This window comes from Nocardiopsis algeriensis (assembly GCF_014203695.1).
Taxonomy (GTDB): Bacteria; Actinomycetota; Actinomycetes; order Streptosporangiales; family Streptosporangiaceae; genus Nocardiopsis; species Nocardiopsis algeriensis.
Genome location: NZ_JACHJO010000002.1, coordinates 69,857 through 88,489, shown reverse-complemented (window position 1 = coordinate 88,489; position 18,633 = coordinate 69,857). Strand labels below are relative to the sequence as shown.

The 18,633-nt window shown below is 73.5% G+C and carries 16 protein-coding genes; 7 read left to right on the top strand and 9 right to left on the bottom strand.

Annotated elements, in window-relative coordinates; translation table 11 throughout:
* The first annotated feature begins 226 nt into the window (after positions 1-226).
* Complete coding sequence (locus tag FHS13_RS02730) at positions 227-2,551, top strand: polyribonucleotide nucleotidyltransferase (protein ID WP_184286957.1); 2,325 nt, start codon at positions 227-229, stop codon at positions 2,549-2,551.
* A 100-nt stretch (positions 2,552-2,651) separates the two neighbouring features.
* A complete protein-coding gene (locus tag FHS13_RS02725; RefSeq protein ID WP_184286954.1) occupies positions 2,652-3,986 on the top strand; it encodes a M16 family metallopeptidase in 1,335 nt (444 codons plus the stop codon).
* Between the two features lie 235 nt (positions 3,987-4,221).
* Here FHS13_RS02725 and FHS13_RS02720 read toward each other — a convergent pair whose 3' ends face one another.
* The 7 genes from FHS13_RS02720 to FHS13_RS02690 all read right to left on the bottom strand — a co-directional run bounded on the left by FHS13_RS02720 (position 4,222) and on the right by FHS13_RS02690 (position 10,233).
* Positions 4,222-4,767: a sigma-70 family RNA polymerase sigma factor gene (locus FHS13_RS02720; protein ID WP_184286952.1), complete on the bottom strand. Its 546-nt coding sequence runs from the start codon at positions 4,765-4,767 to the stop codon at positions 4,222-4,224.
* 82 nt (positions 4,768-4,849) lie between these two features.
* Positions 4,850-5,404, bottom strand: a complete 555-nt coding sequence (locus tag FHS13_RS02715; RefSeq protein ID WP_184286949.1) for a hypothetical protein — start codon at positions 5,402-5,404, stop codon at positions 4,850-4,852.
* Between the two features lie 41 nt (positions 5,405-5,445).
* Positions 5,446-6,657, bottom strand: a complete 1,212-nt coding sequence (locus FHS13_RS02710) for a Dyp-type peroxidase (protein WP_184286947.1) — start codon at positions 6,655-6,657, stop codon at positions 5,446-5,448.
* Entirely contained in the window at positions 6,657-7,217 is a 561-nt protein-coding gene (locus FHS13_RS02705) for a copper chaperone PCu(A)C (protein ID WP_184286944.1), read from the bottom strand. Before FHS13_RS02705 ends, FHS13_RS02710 begins: the two co-directional genes overlap by 1 nt.
* Before the next feature lie 93 nt (positions 7,218-7,310).
* Positions 7,311-7,784 (bottom strand): Hsp20/alpha crystallin family protein, encoded by a 474-nt coding sequence (locus FHS13_RS02700; protein ID WP_184286941.1) that lies wholly within the window; start codon positions 7,782-7,784, stop codon positions 7,311-7,313.
* Between the two features lie 177 nt (positions 7,785-7,961).
* Positions 7,962-9,488 (bottom strand): BCCT family transporter, encoded by a 1,527-nt coding sequence (locus FHS13_RS02695; RefSeq protein ID WP_425491130.1) that lies wholly within the window; start codon positions 9,486-9,488, stop codon positions 7,962-7,964.
* A gap of 226 nt (positions 9,489-9,714) precedes the next feature.
* The gene (locus FHS13_RS02690; RefSeq protein WP_184286938.1) at positions 9,715-10,233 is read right to left on the bottom strand and encodes a MarR family winged helix-turn-helix transcriptional regulator; all 519 of its coding nucleotides are present in this window, start codon (positions 10,231-10,233) and stop codon (positions 9,715-9,717) included.
* Positions 10,234-10,395: 162 nt separating this feature from the next.
* Between FHS13_RS02690 and FHS13_RS02685 the strand changes: the two genes are divergently transcribed.
* Genes FHS13_RS02685 through FHS13_RS02670 form a run of 4 tightly spaced genes read left to right on the top strand, consistent with a single transcriptional unit; the run spans position 10,396 to position 15,003 of the window.
* Positions 10,396-11,535, top strand: a complete 1,140-nt coding sequence (locus FHS13_RS02685) for a polyprenyl synthetase family protein (protein WP_184286935.1) — start codon at positions 10,396-10,398, stop codon at positions 11,533-11,535.
* Positions 11,532-13,010: a phytoene desaturase family protein gene (gene crtI / locus FHS13_RS02680; RefSeq protein WP_184286932.1), complete on the top strand. Its 1,479-nt coding sequence runs from the start codon at positions 11,532-11,534 to the stop codon at positions 13,008-13,010. The genes FHS13_RS02685 and crtI overlap by 4 nt, the downstream gene beginning before the upstream one ends.
* Complete coding sequence (locus tag FHS13_RS02675) at positions 13,010-13,975, top strand: phytoene/squalene synthase family protein (RefSeq protein ID WP_184286929.1); 966 nt, start codon at positions 13,010-13,012, stop codon at positions 13,973-13,975. Before crtI ends, FHS13_RS02675 begins: the two co-directional genes overlap by 1 nt.
* Before the next feature lie 17 nt (positions 13,976-13,992).
* On the top strand, positions 13,993-15,003 hold the full coding sequence (locus FHS13_RS02670; protein WP_184286926.1) for a DUF5914 domain-containing protein: 1,011 nt from the start codon (positions 13,993-13,995) through the stop codon (positions 15,001-15,003).
* Here FHS13_RS02670 and FHS13_RS02665 read toward each other — a convergent pair.
* Both FHS13_RS02665 and FHS13_RS02660 read right to left on the bottom strand, forming a co-directional pair.
* Positions 14,967-16,535 (bottom strand): FAD-dependent oxidoreductase, encoded by a 1,569-nt coding sequence (locus FHS13_RS02665; protein WP_184286923.1) that lies wholly within the window; start codon positions 16,533-16,535, stop codon positions 14,967-14,969. The genes FHS13_RS02670 and FHS13_RS02665 overlap by 37 nt on opposite strands.
* A complete protein-coding gene (locus FHS13_RS02660) occupies positions 16,525-17,259 on the bottom strand; it encodes a class I SAM-dependent methyltransferase (RefSeq protein ID WP_184286920.1) in 735 nt (244 codons plus the stop codon). The genes FHS13_RS02665 and FHS13_RS02660 overlap by 11 nt, the downstream gene beginning before the upstream one ends.
* 73 nt (positions 17,260-17,332) lie before the next feature.
* Between FHS13_RS02660 and FHS13_RS02655 the strand changes: the two genes are divergently transcribed.
* Positions 17,333-18,520 carry a lycopene cyclase family protein gene (locus FHS13_RS02655; RefSeq protein WP_184286917.1) on the top strand — a complete coding sequence of 396 codons (1,188 nt, stop codon included), beginning with the start codon at positions 17,333-17,335 and terminating at the stop codon, positions 18,518-18,520.
* Positions 18,521-18,633 lie beyond the last annotated feature (113 nt).

The window sequence follows — 18,633 nt, the reverse complement described above, 5'->3', positions numbered from 1 at the left end:
ACAACCGTACGAAGACCACCCGCGATCGCACTCCCCCGGCCGCAGAGTCGGGGCCGGTCCTCGGTAGTGGCCACCGGACGCTCCCCTCCAGGGACGCCGTGGGCTTCGATCGATGACCGGCCGTCATCACTCCGGGGCACGAACGCGGGCAGTAGAACCCATAGGCGCATCCGGCACGTACCCGCCGGGTGCGCCGGACGCGAACACGTGTAGTAGGAGGTCGCCCATGGAGGGCGTGTACTCGGCCGAAGCCGTCATCGACAACGGCAAGTTCGGCAGCCGAACCATCCGCTTCGAGACCGGACGCCTGGCCCGCCAGGCCGCCGGCTCCGCCACGGTGTACCTGGACTCCGAGACCGTCGTGCTCTCGGCCACCACCGCCTCGAAGCGCCCCAAGGACAACCTCGACTTCTTCCCCCTGACGGTGGACGTCGAGGAGCGCATGTACGCCGCGGGCCGCATCCCCGGCTCCTTCTTCCGGCGCGAGGGCCGTCCCTCCGAGGACGCCATCCTCACCTGCCGCCTGATCGACCGGCCGCTGCGCCCGTCGTTCAAGAAGGGCCTGCGCAACGAGATCCAGATCGTCGAGACGATCCTGTCCCTGCACCCCGAGCACCTGTACGACGTCGTGGCGATCAACGCCGCCTCGATGTCCACCCAGATCGCCGGGCTGCCCTTCTCGGGCCCGATCGGCGGCGTGCGCGTCGCGCTGATCGAGGGCCAGTGGGTGGGCTTCCCCACCCACGGCGAGCTCGAGAACGCCACCTTCGACATGGTGGTCGCCGGTCGTGTCCTGGAGGACGGCGACGTCGCGATCATGATGGTCGAGGCCGAGTCCACGGTGAACACCCTGCGCCTGGTCTCCGAGGGCGCGGTCGGCCCCAACGAGCAGACCGTCGCCGAGGGCCTGGAGGCCGCCAAGCCCTTCATCAAGGTGCTGTGCCGCGCCCAGCAGGCCGTCGCCGACCAGACCAGCCGCGAGACGGGTGAGTTCCCGGTCTTCCTCGACTACGAGGACGACGTCTACGAGGCCGTCGAGGCCGCCGTCCGCGAGGACCTGTCCAAGGCGCTCACCATCGCCGACAAGCAGACCCGCGAGGGCGAGCTCGACAGCGTCAAGAACAGCGTCGCCGAGCGCCTCGCCGAGCAGTTCGAGGGCCGCGAGAAGGAGATCGGTGCCGCCTTCCGCTCGCTGAGCAAGCAGCTCATGCGCGAGCGCGTTCTGCGCGACAAGGTCCGCATCGACGGGCGCGGCCCCAAGGACATCCGCCAGCTGGCCGCCGAGGTGGGCGTCCTGCCGCGGGTGCACGGCTCCGCGCTCTTCGAGCGCGGTGAGACCCAGATCATGGGTGTCACCACCCTGAACATGCTGCGCATGGAGCAGTCGGTCGACACGCTCAACCCCGACAAGACCAAGCGCTACATGCACCACTACAACTTCCCGCCCTACTCCACCGGTGAGACCGGCCGGGTGGGCTCGCCCAAGCGGCGCGAGATCGGGCACGGCGCCCTCGCCGAGCGCGCCCTGATCCCGGTCCTGCCCTCGCGGGAGGAGTTCCCGTACGCCATCCGCCAGGTGTCCGAGGCGCTGGGCTCCAACGGTTCCACCTCGATGGGTTCGGTCTGCGCGTCCACCATGTCCCTGCTGTCGGCCGGTGTGCCGCTCAAGGAGATGGTGGCCGGCATCGCCATGGGCCTGATCAGCGAGGACGGCGAGTTCGTCACCCTCACCGACATCCTCGGTGCCGAGGACGCCTTCGGCGACATGGACTTCAAGGTCGCCGGCACCCGTGAGCTCATCACCGCGCTGCAGCTGGACACCAAGCTCGACGGCATTCCCGCCGAGCAGCTGGCCATGGCCCTGCAGCAGGCCCGCGGCGCCCGCCTGGCCATCCTCGACGTCATGCAGGAGGCCATCGAGCGTCCGGCCGAGATGAGCCCGCACGCTCCGCGCATCCTCACCGTCAAGGTCCCGGTGGACAAGATCGGCGAGGTCATCGGCCCCAAGGGCAAGATGATCAACTCGATCCAGGACGAGACCGGCGCCGAGATCACCATCGAGGACGACGGCACGATCTACATCGGTGCCACCGACGGCCCGTCCGCCGAGGCCGCCCGGAACACGATCAACCAGATCGCGAACCCGACGATGCCGGAGGTCGGCGACCGCTACCTGGGCACCGTCGTCAAGACCACCACGTTCGGCGCCTTCGTGTCGCTGATGCCGGGCAAGGACGGTCTGCTGCACATCTCGCAGATCCGCAAGCTGCACGGCGGCAAGCGGATCGAGAACATCGACGACGTGATCGGCATCGGCGAGAAGATCCAGGTCGAGATCCGCGAGATCGACCCCCGCGGCAAGCTGTCGCTGGCTCCCGTCGAGGTCGTCGAGGCCGAGACCGCCGAGGCGGCCGCGGACAGCGACACCCCGGCCGACACCGAGGCCGACACCGAGGCCGACACCGAGGCCGAGGAGACCGGCAAGGACGACTCCGCGGCCCCGCGCCGCCGTCGCCGCCGCACCTCGACCAGGAACTCCGAGAACACCTGATCCGGGGCTGACATGTGAGGGGGCGGTCGCACCATGCGGTGCGGCCGCCCCCACCGCGTATCCTCGCCCCACCAGCCACCGACGCCAAGAAGAAGGATTCATGAGTTCTGTCCCCATCGCAGCCGAGCAGGAGCCGGGCACGACCGTGACGCTGCTGGAGCCGGACGGCGGCTCCGGACTGGTGCGCCGCACCGTGCTGCCGGGCGGCCTGCGCGTGGTCACCGAACACATCGCGGGCGTGCGCTCGACCGCGTTCGGGATCTCGGCCGCCACGGGCTCGAGAGACGAGGACTCCGCACACGCCGGTTCGGCGCACTTCCTGGAGCACCTGCTGTTCAAGGGGACCAGGACCCGCTCCGCGCTGGAGATCTCCGCGCTCCTGGACGGCGTGGGCGCCGACCACAACGCCTACACCGCCAAGGAGCACACCTGCTACTACGCGAAGGTGCTCGACCGGGACCTGCCGCTGGCCGTCGACGTGGTCGGCGACATGGTGGCCGCCTCGGTGCTCGACGAGGGCGAGGTCGAGACGGAGCGCGGCGTGATCCTGGAGGAGATCGCCATGTACGAGGACGAGCCCGCCGACCTGGTGGACGACGTCTTCGCGGCGCACTTCTTCGGGGACAGCCCGCTGGGGCGCCCCATCCTCGGCACCAACGAGACGATCAAGGCGCTGCCCCGCGACCGGATCGCCGAGCAGTACCGGGACGCCTACGTCCCCTCACAGCTGATCGTGACCGCGGCCGGCAGCCTGGACCACGACGACGTGGTGGCGCGGGTGCGGGAGATCTTCGCGGACCAGCTGGCCGCCGCGGGCGACGCACGCCCGGTGCGTCCGCGCATGGGAGGGGGCCCGGTGCCCACCCGCGGCGGCACGGTGGTGGAGTCGCGTGAGACCGAGCAGGCGCACATCATCCTGGGCTCGGAGGGCATCACGCGCACCGATCCGCGCTGGCAGGCGCTGCGGCTGCTCAGTGCGGCCCTGGGCGGGGGCATGTCCTCACGCCTGTTCCAGGAGGTGCGCGAGAAGCGCGGACTGGCCTACGCGGTGCACGCCTACCACACCGGTTACGCCGACACCGGTACCTTCCAGGTCTACGCCGGCTGCCTGCCGGAGAAGGCCGACGAGGTCGTCGGGGTGTGCCGCGAGGAGCTGGACAAGGTGGCCCGCGAGGGGATCACCGCCGAGGAGCTCCAGCGGGCCAAGGGCCAGATCCAGGGATCGCTGGTGCTGGGCAGCGAGGGCACGAACGCGCGCATGGGGCGCCTGCTGTCGCACGAGCTCAACCATCCGCGCCACTTCTCGATCGACGAGGACCTGGCCCGCCTCGACGCGGTCACGGGGGCGGAGGTGGCCGAGGTCGCCGCGGACCTGCTCTCCCGCCCGCGCGCCCTGGCCGTCATCGGCCCCTACGACAAGGACCGCAGCTTCTAGTCCCTGTTTCCCGGATCGTCTCGGGCCGCACGGCCGCCGGGTGCCTCCTTGCCGAGTCGGAGAGCTTGCGAAGCCGAACCAGGCTGAGCTGCGCTCCCCGTCTTGCAAGGGAGAACGCCTGGTCGCCCCGTTCGCCGGGGGTCGGCTCCGCCGATGCGGCGAGAGCGTCCGCACACCACGGCCCGGCCCCTTCCGACCCGGCCGGAGGCCCGCCCCTCGGGGCGGGCCTCCGGTGTCACCGCATGTCGCGGAGCAGGTCGCGCCGGGCCCGGGCGACGCGGGAGCGGACGGTGCCGACGGGAACACCGAGGCGGCTCGCGGCCTCGGCGTAGGGCAGACCCGCCAGCTGTGTGAGGACGAACGCCCGCCTCCGCTCGGGGGCGAGCCCGTCCAGCAGGGCGAGCAGCGCGAGGTACTCCTCGAACCGCCCGGGTGACGCGGGCTCCCGGCCGGCGGAGTCGACGCAGCGCGGCCGGGCGGAGTCGTGGCGGTAGCGGTCGGCGACGGTGTTGCGGGCGATGGCCCGCAGCCAGGCGAGGACGGGGGCCCGCCCCGAGTACCGGGGCAGGGCGCGCAGCATCCGCAGGTAGGTCTCCTGGGTGAGTTCCTCCACACGGTCGGGCGGAACCCGCCGGGCGATGTAGCGGCCGACGTCGCCGCGGGTGCGCCGGACGAGGTCGTCCAGAGCGGACGGGGACCCGTCGCGGGCGGCCAGGGCGAGACGGTCGAGATCGGTGTCGGGAACGGCGTCGGGTACAACCTCGCGTGCGAGGCCGGGCATGGGTGCTCTCCTGGTTCCGGGCGCGCACCGGCGGCCCCCCGGCCCGTGGTCGGGGAGCGGTACGCGCGGTCGGCGGTCTCGGTCAGCGCGGGGAGAGCGGAGGTCCGCGCAGGACCAGGCTGTGGCGCAGGAGCGGTGCGGCGGGGGCGGGCAGGAGCGGTCCGGCGGGCCGCTGCGGGGGCAGCGGCTGGCAAGGGAGGCGCACGACAGCCAGAACCAGCGGCAGCAGCGCTGCGGCGGCCAGACGCAGATGGTCGAAGACCGCGGCCTCGCCCCGACGGAGCCACCAGGCGCACACCGCGGCCGCCACCGCGTGGGCGGCGAGCATGTCGGCGCCGGCGGAGGCCCCGGGGTCCAGGGCCGTGCCGTGGCCCCCGTGCCCGGCCGCCGACGCGGCAGTGAACACGGTGTGCAGGGCCAGCTGGCCCCACAGCATCCACCCGGTGATGGTGCCGAGTCCGCGCTCCCGCCCGGTGAGCGCCCACGCGGACGCCAGGATCAGCAGAGCCCCGGCCAGGAGGCCGCCGAACGGCACCTCGTGGCCGGAGGAGAGCGTGTGGCCGCACGCCGACACGGCGACGCACACCGAGGCGGACACCCCGGTGCGAACCGCGCGCAGGGGCGTCCGCTCCGTCATGGCCTCATCGTCGCACCTCCTCCGGCGCCCCCGGATCCGGGTCAGCCCTCGAGCAGACCCTGGCCCACGTAGCCGTCCTCCTCGCAGCCGGGCGGGACGGCGAACACCGCGGAGCCGACCGCGGTGACCCACTCGTTGAGCAGGTCGAGCTCGTCCAGGCGTTCCTGGATGGGCACGAACTGGCGCAGCGGATCGGCCTGGTAGGAGGCGAACAGCAGCCCCGCCTCGGGGACACCGTGGTCGCGCAGGTCGTAGTTGTAGGGGCGGCGCAGGATCTGCTGGTCGGGGTCGTCGCTGCGGGCCCGGCGCACGTGTGCGAACGCCGGGATCACGGGCAGCCCCGAGGTGTCGGTGGCCTCCAGGTCCACCAGGTCGTGCTCGTCCTCGCCGGTCAGCGGAGCGCCGTTGGAGAGGCGCCGTCCGATGACCGCCTCGCGCGCGGGCCGGTCCAGCTCGTCCCAGGAGTCCAGGTCGGTGGCGATGCGGCGCAGCACCAGGCTGGTGCCGCCCCGCAGCCAGTCCGGTCCGTCCGAGCGCCACACCAGGCGGTCGAAGGCGGGGGTACCCGCGACCGGGTTGATCGTGCCGTCCACCTGGCCCATGAGGTTGCGCATGGTGGTGCCGTCGGGCTCGGATCCGGAGGCCCGCCGGAACCCCGTCTGCGTCCACCTCGGCCGGGTGAAGGCGCGGGCGTCCTTGGCCATCGCCCGCACCGCGTGCGAGACGGTGACCGGGTCGTCCGCACACACCTGCACGAGGAGGTCGGCCTCCCCCCACCGGTCGTCGAGCTCGTCGTGTCCGAACTCGGGCAGGGGACCCAGCCACTCGGGTACCGCATCGGGGTCGACCCGTTCCACCAGCCCCCGGCCGAAGCCGAACGTGGTGGTGAGGCGGGCGGGCACCTCGGCCAGCTCCGGCTCGGTGTCGGCCAGCACGGGCCTGCCTTCGGCCAGGCGCGCGGCGTCGTCGCTGAGCAGCCGCATCATCCGCCGCACCCCGTCGGCGTCCACCTCCTCGCGCAGGTCGAGGGCGACGAAGGAGGCGTGCGCCTGCGGCGGCGTCTCCACCCCCGCCTGGCGGGCGCCGTGGAAGGCGACCGTCCGAGTCCCGTTGAGCGGTGCCTCCGCCGCTCGGGGAGCGGAGGTCGGATCCGCGGCCCGCAGGCGCGCGAGCGCCCCGCCCGCGACCCCGGCTCCGGCGACCGCCGCGCCGCCCAGCAGCAGGCCTCTGCGGCTCATCGCACGCTCGCCCATCAGTGATCCCCGTGCCCTTCGCCCTCGTACTCCTCCTGGGCACCCGCGTAGTCCTTGACGGGAGCGGTGAACTCCGTGGTGGAGCCGTCGGAGAACTCCAGGGTGACGGTGGTCTCGTCGCCGGGCAGCAGGTCGCGCTCCAGGTCCATGAGCATGATGTGGTCGCCGCCGGGCTCCAGGGCGCGGCTTCCCCCGGCGGGGACGGGGAAGCCGCCTTCCTTCTCGCGCATGACCGAGTCCGCGCCGTCGGCGGCGGACTCGTGGAGCTCCACGGTTCCCGCGGCGTCGTGGGCGGCCGCGACGACGGTGGCCTCCGCGTCCCCGCTGTTGGTGATCTCGCCGAAGACGGCGGTCATGCCGTCCTCGGCGGTGGCGGCCTTGACCCACGGGTCGGTGATCGCGAAGCCGTCGGCGGCGGTGTGCGCCGCCTCGCCGGCCTCCTGCGCGGTCTCCTGTCCGGCGTCCGCGTCGGTGCTGCCGGCACTGTCGGCACCGCCCGCGCAGGCGGAGAGGGAGAGGGCGAGCAGGGCGGCGGTCCAGGCCGTCCGGGTGCGGTTCATGTGCTGTCCTCGGGGTTGCGGGCCGCCCGCGTGCGGCCGTTCCCCCTTCATGTCGGACCGGGGCGCCGTCCGGTTCCCGCGGATGCGGTCGGGCTACCTGCCGCGCCCCCGCTTGGCGACGGCGATCCGCCTGGGGGCGGCGGCGCCGGCGGCACCGCGCACCACCACCTCCAGGAGCCCTTCGCCGTAGTCGGCCCGGATGTCCTTCTCGGTGACCCCCTCGGGCAGGCTGATCTCGCGCCGGAACGTGCCCATGAAGCGCTCGGAGGAGTAGTAGACCGCGCTCTCGTCCTCCTCGCGCCTGCGCTCCCCGGTGACGGTGAGGGTCCCGTGGGTCAGGGTGACGGAGACGTCCTCCTCGTGCACCCCCGACAACCCGCAGCGGATCACCAGGTCCTCGCCCCTGGCGAGGATGTCCGTGGGCGGGCTCCAGGCGTCGGCGTAGCCGCGCTCGCGCCCTCCGGCGTGCCCGCTCTCGACGGAGGCCATGGCATCGGAGACGCGGTTCATCTCGGTGATCATGTCCACGACGCCGTGGAAGGGGTTGGTGAACCTCTTGCGTGCCATGTGGAGTCTTCCTTCCTGTGGGGCGGACCCGGTGGGCACCGCCTGTCGCGAGCGGGATCCCGGTGCCTGTCCCGCAAGGCCGGAGAAGGAACCGGAGCGCTTCTCCGCCGACCGGGGAGAGCCCGGTGGGGCGTGCCGGGGCGCCGCACGGCAGGGCGCGCACCCACAGGGCACGTCCTAGGGCCGGGCGCCGGGCATGCGCTCCCTCTCCGCCCGCCCGGGTGACCGGGGTTCGTCCTTCAGCGCCTTGAGCAGTCCCCAGGACATGAGCAGCAGGATCACGGCGAAGGGCAGCCCGGTGACGACCGCCGCCGCCTGGAGTGCGGACAGGGCTTCCGCGCCGCCGAGGACGAGCAGGACGAGGGTGACGGCGCCCTCGCTCAGCGCCCAGAACGCCCGCTGGGACTTGACCGGGCGGGGGTCCTGGCCGTTGGTGAGCGTGTCCACGACCAGGGAGCCGGAGTCGGAGGAGGTGACGAAGAAGACCGAGACGACGATGATCAGCAGGACGGAGATGACGGCGCCGACCGCCGCTCCGACGGGGAGCATGTCGATCATGCGGAAGGCGCGGTCCTCCTCGGCCAGCTCGTTGAGCCCGGCATCTCGGAACATGTCGTAGTACAGGCTCGCGCCGCCGAAGACCCCGAACCACAGGACGGAGACGACGACGGGAGCGAACAGCGCGCCGACGACGAACTCGCGGATGGTACGCCCGTAGGAGACGCGGGCCAGGAAGATGCCGACGAACGGCGCCCAGGAGATCCACCAGCCCCAGTAGAAGATGCTCCACGCGGTGGTCCACTCCGCTGCCTGGGGGTCGACGAGCGGGCTGGGAAAGGCCAGGCTCCACGGGACGAGGCCGGCCAGGTACTGCCCGAGTCCGGTGGTGGTGATGCTGATGGTCCACAGCTTGGGGCCGAGGAGGAAGACGACCACCAGCAGGAGGAAGGCCAGCCAGAGGTTGATCACCGACAGCCGGCGGATGCCCTTGTCGATGCCGGCCACCACGCTCAGCAGTGCGATGAGGGTGATGACGACGATGAGCACCGACTGCACGAAGGAGTTGGACGGGATCCCGAAGACGTGGTTGAGCCCGCCGTTGATCTGGAGCGTGCCCAGTCCCAGGGAGGTCGCCAGGCCGAAGATCGTTCCGAACACGGCCAGGATGTCCACGATGTGTCCGGGCCAGCCGAACGCCCGGTCGCCCATCAGGGGGTACAGCGCCGAGGCGGGCCGCATCGGCAGGCCCTTGCGGAAGGCGAAGTAACCCAGCGACAGCCCGAGGGCGATGTAGACGGCCCACGGGTGGAAGGACCAGTGGAAGAGGCTCAGCGCCATGGCCTCGCCCGCCGCCTCGGGAACGGGGGCCCCGTCGGGTCCGGGGAGGTACTCCGCCCTGCGGGGCCAGTGCAGGTGGTGGACGGGCTCGGAGACGCCCCAGAACACCAGGCCGATGCCCATGCCGGTGGTGAAGAGCATGGCGAACCAGGCCACGGTGCCGAACTCGGGGCGCGAGTCGTCGGGGCCCAGGCGGATGGAGCCGAACCGGCTGAACAGCAGGAACAGGGCCAGGCCCAGGAAGAAGGTCGTGGCCAGGACGTAGATCCAGCCCAGTTTCTCGCCGATCCAGTCGCGCGTGGCCGTGGCCGCGTTCAGCAGCGGTTCGGTGGCGACGACCCCCATGACGACGAAGGCCACGATCACGATGCCCGAGACGGCGAAGACCGTGGGGTTGGTGTGCTCTCGGATGTAGTCGCGCAGGGACGAGATGGTGGCTCCTTCCCAGCTCCGGGGATGCCCGGGCGGACGGGCCGGTCGTTGCGGTCGGCCGGGTCGTGTCCCGTGGATGGTAGGCACACCGTCATCCGAAGCCCAAGGAACTACGCAGAAGCGGAGTTTCGGAACATGGGGGGCGCTTCCGGGTCTTCGGTCAGCTCCGGGGTTCCGTGAGGAGGTCCAGCACCCCGCCCAGGCGGTCCAGCCAGCCGACGATGGTCGCGAGCTCCTCGACCGAGTAGTCGTCGTGCAGCGCGGTCATGGCGTGGCGCATACCCGGTGCGGTCTCCGAGGCGATACGGTCGGCGCCCTCGGCGAGTTGCACGGTGACCTTGCGCCGGTCACCGGTGTGGCGGGCGCGCTCGACGAGGCCGTGGGCCTCCAGGCGGTCGATCACCCCGGTGACCGAACCGGTGGACAGGCACAGGCTGTCGGCGATCTCTCCGGGTGTCATCGGCCCGCTGACGCGCAGCAGCGTGTAGCACTGGAAGTCGGTGGGGTTCATGCCCGAGCGCTCGGCCATGCGGTGCAGCAGCCTGATGAGCCGCACGGCCAGCATCTGGCCGTCGTCCTGGAGGACGTCGTAGAGGTCGGCGCGCCGGGAGGACGGGGGACCGGGGACCCGCCGCGTTCCCACACCGGGGGAGGGGGTGTCGGCAGGGCGGGCGTCCATGGGTCCTCTCTCGCGCTCGTGCGGCTGGTCTCCTCCGGCCGTCGGTCCGAGTTTAGATCCCCCGGGCCGAGTCGTTTTCCTCCCGGAGGTGTGGAGGGGAGCAGATCCGGTCAGAATCCCGGTGTGGAAATAACTCGGCAAACGAGATTCAAGAAAAACGAGATGTATCTCGCGAAGCGGTCAGAGGAGGACGCGGTCGGACCCGCCCCGAGCACGGACACGGCACCGGACCGCCCGCGCCTCGAGAGCGCCCTGCGCCGCTACCTCGACCGCAGGCTGGAGAGCGCGCGGAGGATCGACGGGGACTTCGGCCGCGAGCTCGCGGCCGAGGTCGTGCGCTTCACCCTCGGCGGGGGCAGGCGGATGCGCCCCCTCGTGGCCTGGTGGGGATGGCTCGCCGCCGGCGGGGCCGCCGAGGAACCGCACGCCGGCCCCGCCCTGCAGGCCTGCGCCGCACTCGAACTCGTCCAGACGTGCGCCCTCGTCCACGACGACGTCATGGACGGCTCCCCCACCCGCCGCGGCGCTCCCGCGGTCCACGAGGCCTACGCGGCGGCGCACCGCGCCGGCGGCCTCGCGGGGGATGCGCGCCGCCACGGCGAATCGCTCGCCGTGCTCGCGGGCGACCTCGCCCTCGTCTGGTCCGACGACATGCTGTACGAGGCCCTGGCGGAGTTCCCCGCGGAGGCGGCCCACCGGGCCCGCGCGGCCTGGACCGGGATGCGCACCGAGATGATGGCGGGCCAGTTCCTCGACCTGCGCTCCCAGGCCCGCAGGCAGCGGTCCGAGGCCGCGGCCCTGCGCGTCGACGAGCTCAAGACCGCCTCCTACAGCACGGAGGGCCCGCTCCACATGGGCGCCGCACTGGCCGGCGCGCCCGCGGGGACGGTCGAGGCCCTGCGCTCCTACGGCCGGGACACAGGCATCGCCTTCCAGCTGCGGGACGACCTGCTGGGGGTCTACGGCGACCCCGCCCGCACGGGCAAACCCGCCGGGGAGGACCTGCGCGAGGGCAAGTGCACGGTCCTGCTCGGTGCGGGGGTGCGGCTCGCGGGAGAGCAGCGGGACATGGGTGCCCTCGCCCTGCTCGACACCGTCGGGAGCGGCGACGTGGACCCCGAACAGGTCGCCTCGGCACTGGAACGGGTGGGCGCTCGAGCTCTCGTGGAGGAGCGCTGCCGGGAACTGGCCGCACGGGCGGCGGCCAGGCTGAAGGGCCTGCCCGCGATCTCGGCCGACGCCCGGCGAGCCCGGGACTCCCTGCGAGCCCTGGCCGTGTCGACCGGCGAGGACCTGCTGTGAGGGCGCCGGGGCGGAACCCCGTCGTCGTCGTCGGGGCGGGGCTGTCCGGGCTGGCCTGCGCACTCCACCTGCTGGGCGCCGGACGCGAGGTCGTCGTGCTCGAACGCGACGAGCACCCCGGCGGCCGGGCAGGCCGCCTGGACCGGGACGGGTTCCTCATGGACACCGGGCCCACCGTCCTCACCATGCCCGAACTCCTGGAGGAGGCGTTCGGGGCCGTGGGCGAGACGGTCGCCGACCGCCTCGACCTCGTCCCGCTCACCCCCGCCTACCGGGCCTCCTTCGCCGACGGGTCGAAGATCGACGTGCACACGGACCGCGACCTGATGGCCGCCGAGGTCGCCCGCGCCGCCGGGCCGCGCGAGGCCGACGGCTACCTGCGGCTGCGCGACTGGCTCACGCGTCTGTACCGGGTGGAGATGCGCTCGTTCATCGACGCGCCCGTCGACTCCCCCCTGGACCTGCTGCGCCCCGACCTGGTGCGGCTCGCCGCCCTGGGCGGCTTCGGACGGCTGGCCCCGGCGGTGGGCAGCCGGGTGCGCGACGAGCGGCTGCGCCGGATCTTCTCCTTCCAGTCCCTGTACGCCGGAGTGGCACCGGAGAAGGCCCTGGCGGCCTACGCCGTCATCGCCTACATGGACACCGTCGCCGGGGTGTACTTCCCCAAGGGCGGAATGCGCGCCCTGGGAGCGGCCATGGCCGGAGCCGTCACCAAGGCGGGGGGGACGGTGCGCCTCGGCGACGCTGTGGCCCGCCTGGAGCGCCGCGGCGACCGTGTCACCGCGGCCGTCACCGAGTCGGGCGAGCGCGTCCCCTGCGACCAGGTGGTGGTCACCGCGGACCTGCCCGCCGCCCACCGGCTGCTCGGACACACGCCCCGGCGCCCGGTGCCGCTGCGCCACTCGCCGTCGGCCGTCGTCCTGCACCTGGGTACGGACCGCACCTGGGAGGGCCTGGACCACCACACGATCTCCTTCGGCCGGGCCTGGCGCGGCACCTTCGACGAGATCATCCGGCAGGGGCGCACCATGAGCGACCCCTCCCTGCTCGTCACCCGGCCCACCCGCACCGACCCCTCGCTCGCACCCGACGGGCACCACCTGCTGTACGTGCTCGCACCGGCGCCCAACCTCGCCGCGGGACGCATCGACTGGGAGCGGGAGGGGCCGCGCTACCGGGACCACCTGGTGCGCGTGCTGGAGGAGCGCGGGCTTTCCGGACTCGACGCCTCGGTGCGTACCGAGCACATGGTCACGCCCGCCGACTGGGCCCGGCAGGGACTCGCCCACGGCACACCCTTCTCACTCGCGCACACCTTCGCCCAGACCGGCCCCTTCCGGCCCCGCAGCACCGTTCCGGGCACAGCCAACGCGGTCCTCGCCGGATGCGGGACCACACCCGGGGTGGGCGTGCCGACCGTACTGATCTCGGGGAAGCTGGCCGCCGCCCGCGTGGTGGCACGGACGGGGGGATGATGGGAGCAGGAACCGCGGAACTCGACGCCGCCGGTATCGGAACGGAGCAGCTGCGCGGGGACTACCTGCTCTGCCGGCAGCTGCACGCGCGCCACGGCCGCACCTACTTCACGGCGACCCGGGTCCTGCCGCCCGAACGGCGCCCCGGCGTGCACGCGCTGTACGGGTTCGCCCGCTGGGTGGACGACGTCGTCGACGAACCCGGGCCCGGTGCGACCGCCGGCGGGATCCGGGCCCGGCTGGACGCGATCGACGCCGACCTGCGGCGGGCGCTGTCGGGGGGCGCCCCGCACGAGCCGGTGCTGCGCGCCCTGGCGCACACGGTCCGGCGCCACCGCCTGCCCCCCGAGTACTTCACCGCGTTCATGCGCTCCATGCGCATGGACCTGGACACCCGCTCCTACCGCGACCTCGACCACCTGCGCGAGTACATGTACGGCTCGGCAGCGGTCATCGGGCTCCAGGTGCTTCCCGTCCTGGGGACCGTGGTGCCGCGCGAGGAGGCGGCACCGCACGCCGCGGCCCTGGGCGAGGCGTTCCAGCTCACCAACTTCCTGCGCGACGTCGCCGAGGACCTGGGGCGCGGCCGCCTCTACCTGCCCGCCGACGTCCTGGCCGCGCACGGCGTCGACAGGGAGCTGCTGGAGCACTGCGCGCGCACCGGCACCTCCGACCCCCGGGCGGCCCGGGCCCTGGCCGCCCTGGTGGAGGTCAACCAGGGCTTCTACCGCAGGGCCGAGCCCGGAATCGCGATGCTCTCCCCGGTGGCCCGCCCGTGTGTCGCCACCGCCTTCCGCCTCTACCGGGCGATCCTGGACGAGATCGGATCGGCCGGCCACGACGTGTGGAGCACCCGCCACCGGGTCTCCGAGGTCCGCAAGCTGGCCGCCGCCGTACCCGCCCTGGCCCGTTCCCTGGTCGCCCGTTCGGTGCCGCGTCCCCGCCGCCCCCACGAGTACGTCTGACACGTCAGGAGGAAGCAGTGTCCCTGCCCGATCCGAGGCCGCGGCGGCTGCCGCTGCGCCGCATGCCCGCCTCCACCTGGAACGCACAGCAGCCCACATGGAGGGAAGCCAGGCCCGCGGTCATCGGTGCCGCGCTCAAGCGGGCCCTGGCACGCCCCTCCGGAAACTGGTTCGTGCTGGCCGCCAGCGGCGAGGTGCGCACCGACCGGCCCTTCGGCCGCGTCGTGGCGGGCACCGAGCTGGTGGCCTGGCGCACCCCCGACGGCAGGGCCCACGCCGGTCCGGGCGCCTGTCCCCACCTGGGCGCCCCGCTGTGCCGGGGCGCGGTGGGCGCCGGCCGCCTGGTGTGCCGGTGGCACGGCCTGTCCCTGGACGGCGGAGGCTTCCCCGGCTGGGACCCCTACCCCGTGCACGACGACGGCGTCCTGGTGTGGGTGCGCCTGGACGAGGCGGGCGGGGAGGAGCCCACCGACGCCCCCGTCGTGCCCGAGCGCCCCGAGGCCGCGAGGGCCATCACCGCGGTGGAGAGCCTGGCCGGGCGCTGCGAGCCCGAGGACGTCGTGGCCAACCGCCTGGACCCCTGGCACGGCTCGTGGTTCCACCCGTACTCGTTCGTCGGGCTGCGGGTGACCGAGATCCCCGAGGAGTCCGACCCCGACCCGGACCGGATGGTGGTGGAGGTGGGCTTCCGCGTCGCGGGGCGGTGGGGCGTCCCGGTGCGCGCCGAGTTCCACTGCCCCGAGCCCCGCACCGTGGTCATGCGCATCATCGAGGGCGAGGGCCTGGGCAGCGTGGTCGAGACCCACGCCACCCCGCTGGGCACCGACCGCGACGGGGTGCCCCGCACCGCCGTCATCGAGGCGACCGTCGCCGCCTCCGACCGCCCCGGCTTCGCCCTCGCCCGCCGCCTGGCCGGGTCGGTGGTGCGCCCGGCCGTGCGGCTGGCGGCCCGCCGGCTGTGGCGCGACGACCTGGCCTACGCCGAGCGCCGCTACCTGCTGCGCTCCACCGGCCGCTGGCCCGGCTGAGCCCTCCGCGCCCGGCGGGCCAGGGCGCGCATCGGCGCCGACCGCCCCCGGCGGGGAACGGTCCACACCGTGTGGCCCGGCAGGCCCCAACGCGACAGCAGGGCGTTGGCGGCGAGCATGCCGCTGGTCGCCGCACGCTCCATCAGCGCCACGGGCAGGTCCGTGCGCACGTGGTCGCCCGCCAGCACCAGGAACGGGTCGGGGGTCTCCACCCCCGGCCGCTCCCGGTGGCCGCCCGGCGGGAACAGCGGGCAGTCCGCGCGCAGTTCGTGCCGGGAGTCCACCTCCCGGGCCGCCGCCAGCTCGGGATAGACGCCCACCGCCTGTTCCCACAGGCGCTTGCTCTCGCGCTCGGGATCGCAGTCCTCGTCCAGCGCGTAGGCGTGCAGCTCCACCACCGAACCGCCGGTGCGCCGCGCCCACGCGCGCGACTCGTCCTCGTAGCGCTCCAGCACACTGATGTTGTCCAGCGTGGGATACCCGGCGGTGCCCAGGAACGCCGGCCGGTGCGCGCGCACCGGCCGGTCCAGCCAGTGGCGCGACACCAGGAACGGCGGGGCGGACTCCAGAGCGGCCACCCGGTTCCGCCACGGTTCCGACCCCAGCTCCGGTGAGGCCGCCACCAGGCGGCGCAGGCCGGGGGTGTCGCAGGCCAGGACGAGGCCGTCGAACTCCTCCGCCCCCAGGGCGAAGCGGCGTTCCCGACCGGGACGCACCGCCTCCACCCGTACCGAGGTGCGCACCTGCGCGCCCAGTCCGGACAGGTACCGCTCCAGGGGCTGCCACAGCGCCTGCGGGAACGGTGAGCGCGGCACGTCGAACACCAGGCCCTCGGAGGAGCCGAGGAAGTAGATGTGGAACATCACCGCCAGCTCCGCCGCCGACAGCCTCTCGGGTGCGGCGAAGAAGCTGCGGCTGAAGACCTCGAACGCCAGGTGCCGGGCGGTCGGAGGGAAGCGGACCGCCTCCAGCAGGTCCCGGGCGCTCAGGTGGTCCAGGCGCTCGTACACACCGGGCACGTCCACGTCCAGCAGCTGCAGCGCCGCCGGGAGGTTGACCCGGGCCAGGTCGCGCAGCGGAAAGCTCGGACTGGTGGCGGCCAGCGCGAACGCGTTCCACGGCGGCGCCGGCGGCAGTCCGGAGAAGCGGTCACGCGGTCCGTCGCGGTGCACGAGCGGGTAGTCGGTCAGCGGGACCAGGGAGTCGAGACCGGGGTCGGCCCGCCGCAGCAGCGCGCGCAGCGTGTAGTACTGGCGGAAGAACGCGTGGAAGCCCCGGCCCATGGTGGCGGACGAGCCGTCGGCCAGGCGGGTGTTCCAGCCGCGCAGCCTTCCGCCGGTGGACTCCTCGCGTTCGAGCACCACCGCCTCCACACCGCGCTCGGCCAGTGCGCACGCCGCTGCCAGTCCCGAGATCCCCCCGCCGACCACGCCGGCCCGGGGCGGTCGGCGCGGGGCCGTCCCGCGCGGGGGCGGGGGCAGGACGGCCTCGGCGCGCCGGTCGCCGATCCCTTCGGGTCGCTCAGGAACCATCGCCGGCCTCCTCGGACCGCTTGCCCGCGAAGGTGTGCGTGATGCCGTACTGCCATCCGGGGAGCGGGGCACTGGCCACGCACTCCAGTCCCGCGCGGCGCATCCGTGCCAGTACCTCCCTGCGCCCGTCGAACTCCAGCACGCTCCGCCACAGGTAGCGGAACAGATCGGCACGGCCGGTCAGTGTGCGCCCCGCCGGAATCACCACGCTCCAGCACACCGCTGTCCACACCGCGCGCGCCGCGGCCGAGTCGGCCACCGAGTACTCGTGCAGGACGAGCCGCCCGCCCGGCCTCAGCAGGGACACCGCGGTCTCCAGCAGGGCGTCGGGGTCGGGGCAGTTGCGGAGCAGGTAGGCGCCGAACACGGCGTCCGCCGGGCCGCCCAGCTCCCGCTCCGCCCAGGCGGGGGTGAGCTCCTCGGCCCGCGCCCGGTGGAAGGAGACGGAGGAGGGCCAGTCCTTGGCGCGGGCCCTCTCCAGCATCCCCTGCGAGGCGTCGACACCCGCGATCCGCGCCGACGGCACCGTCTCCAGCAGGGCCGCCGTCGAGGCACCCGTGCCGCAGCCGAGGTCCAGTACGCGCGGGCGCGGGCCGAGCGAGTCCGCTCCCAGCCTTCGGGCGGAGACGCGCAGATGGGCGTGGTAGCCGGGGTTGGCGGCGACGAGGCGGTCGTAGGCGTCGGCGGCGCGGTCGAACTCGTCGGTGACCGTGCCGTGTTTCATGGCCCGTGTGTCCACGGGCGCCTCCCAGGGTCGTGTGCGTGTGGAAGCGGCTTCCGCGGTGCATGCTGGGTGCATGGCCGACTACGACGTGGCGATCATCGGCGGAGGGGCCTCGGGCCTCACCCTTACCCACGGGCTGGGGGTGATCAACGACCGACGCGGCCGGCCCCTCTCGGCCGTGCTCGTGGAGCCGCCACCGGGGCCGCTCACCCCGCCGCCGCGTACCTGGTGCTTCTGGGAGCCCGACGGAGGCCCGTGGGACGGGCTGCTGGCCGCCCGGTGGGAGAACCTGGCCGTGGTGGGGCCCGACGGGGCCGAGCACAGGTCCTCCGCCGCCCCCTACGTGTACAAGATGCTGCGCTCGGCGGACCTGGAGGAGCACGTGCGCTCCTCGGCCGGGAAGGCGGTCGACCAGCTGGGGATGACGGTGACCGGCGTGGAGGACGGGGCCGACCGGGCCCTGGTGCGCGGTGTCCTCCCCGGTGGAGGGGAGGCCTCGCTGACGGCCCGGTGGGTGTTCGACTCCCGGCCCCCCGATCCGCTGCCGCGGGGGCGTACCCGGCTGCTCCAGCACTTCCGCGGCTGGTTCGTGCGCACCCCGGAGGACGCCTTCGACCCGGAGGCCGCGGTCCTCATGGACTTCCGCCCTCCCCAGCCGCGAGACGCGGTCGCCTTCGGCTACGTGCTGCCGCTGTCGCGCCGCGAGGCACTGGTGGAGTACACCGAGTTCGGGCCCGAGCCGCTGAGCACCGGCGAGTACGAGCGGGCGCTGCGGCGCTACTGCGACCGGCTGGGGCTGAAGGGCGTCGAGGTGGTCTCCGCGGAGCAGGGCGTCATCCCCATGACCGACGCGCGCTTCCGCACCCGAGCCGGCCGCCGCGTCTTCCGCATCGGCACGGCGGGGGGCGCCACCCGGCCCTCGACGGGCTACACCTTCAGCGGGGCGCAGCGCCAGGCCGCCGCGGTGGTGCGTGCCCTGGACCGGGGCCGGGTCCCCGTGCCGCCGGTGCCGCACCGCCGGCGCCACCTGGCCATGGACGCGGTGATGCTGCGGGCGCTGGACACCGGCCGGATCGACGGTGCGAGGTTCCTCACACGCCTGCTGACCGCCAACCGGCTCGGCGACGTGCTGGCCTTCCTGGACGGGGCCTCGGCACCGCACCGGGAGCTCGCCCTGGGGATGAGCACGCCGGTGGCGGCCATGTCCGCGACCGTCGCCGACCACGTGTGGCACTCCCTGCGCACGCGGCTCTCCCGTTGACCCGCTTCTTCCCGGATGCCCGGTCCGCCTCCCGGGTAGAGGGCCTGCGCGGCGCGGCCTCCGCGCGGGTGTAGGGTTGCGCGGGAAAATGCTCGGAAAACAAGATGTACGTT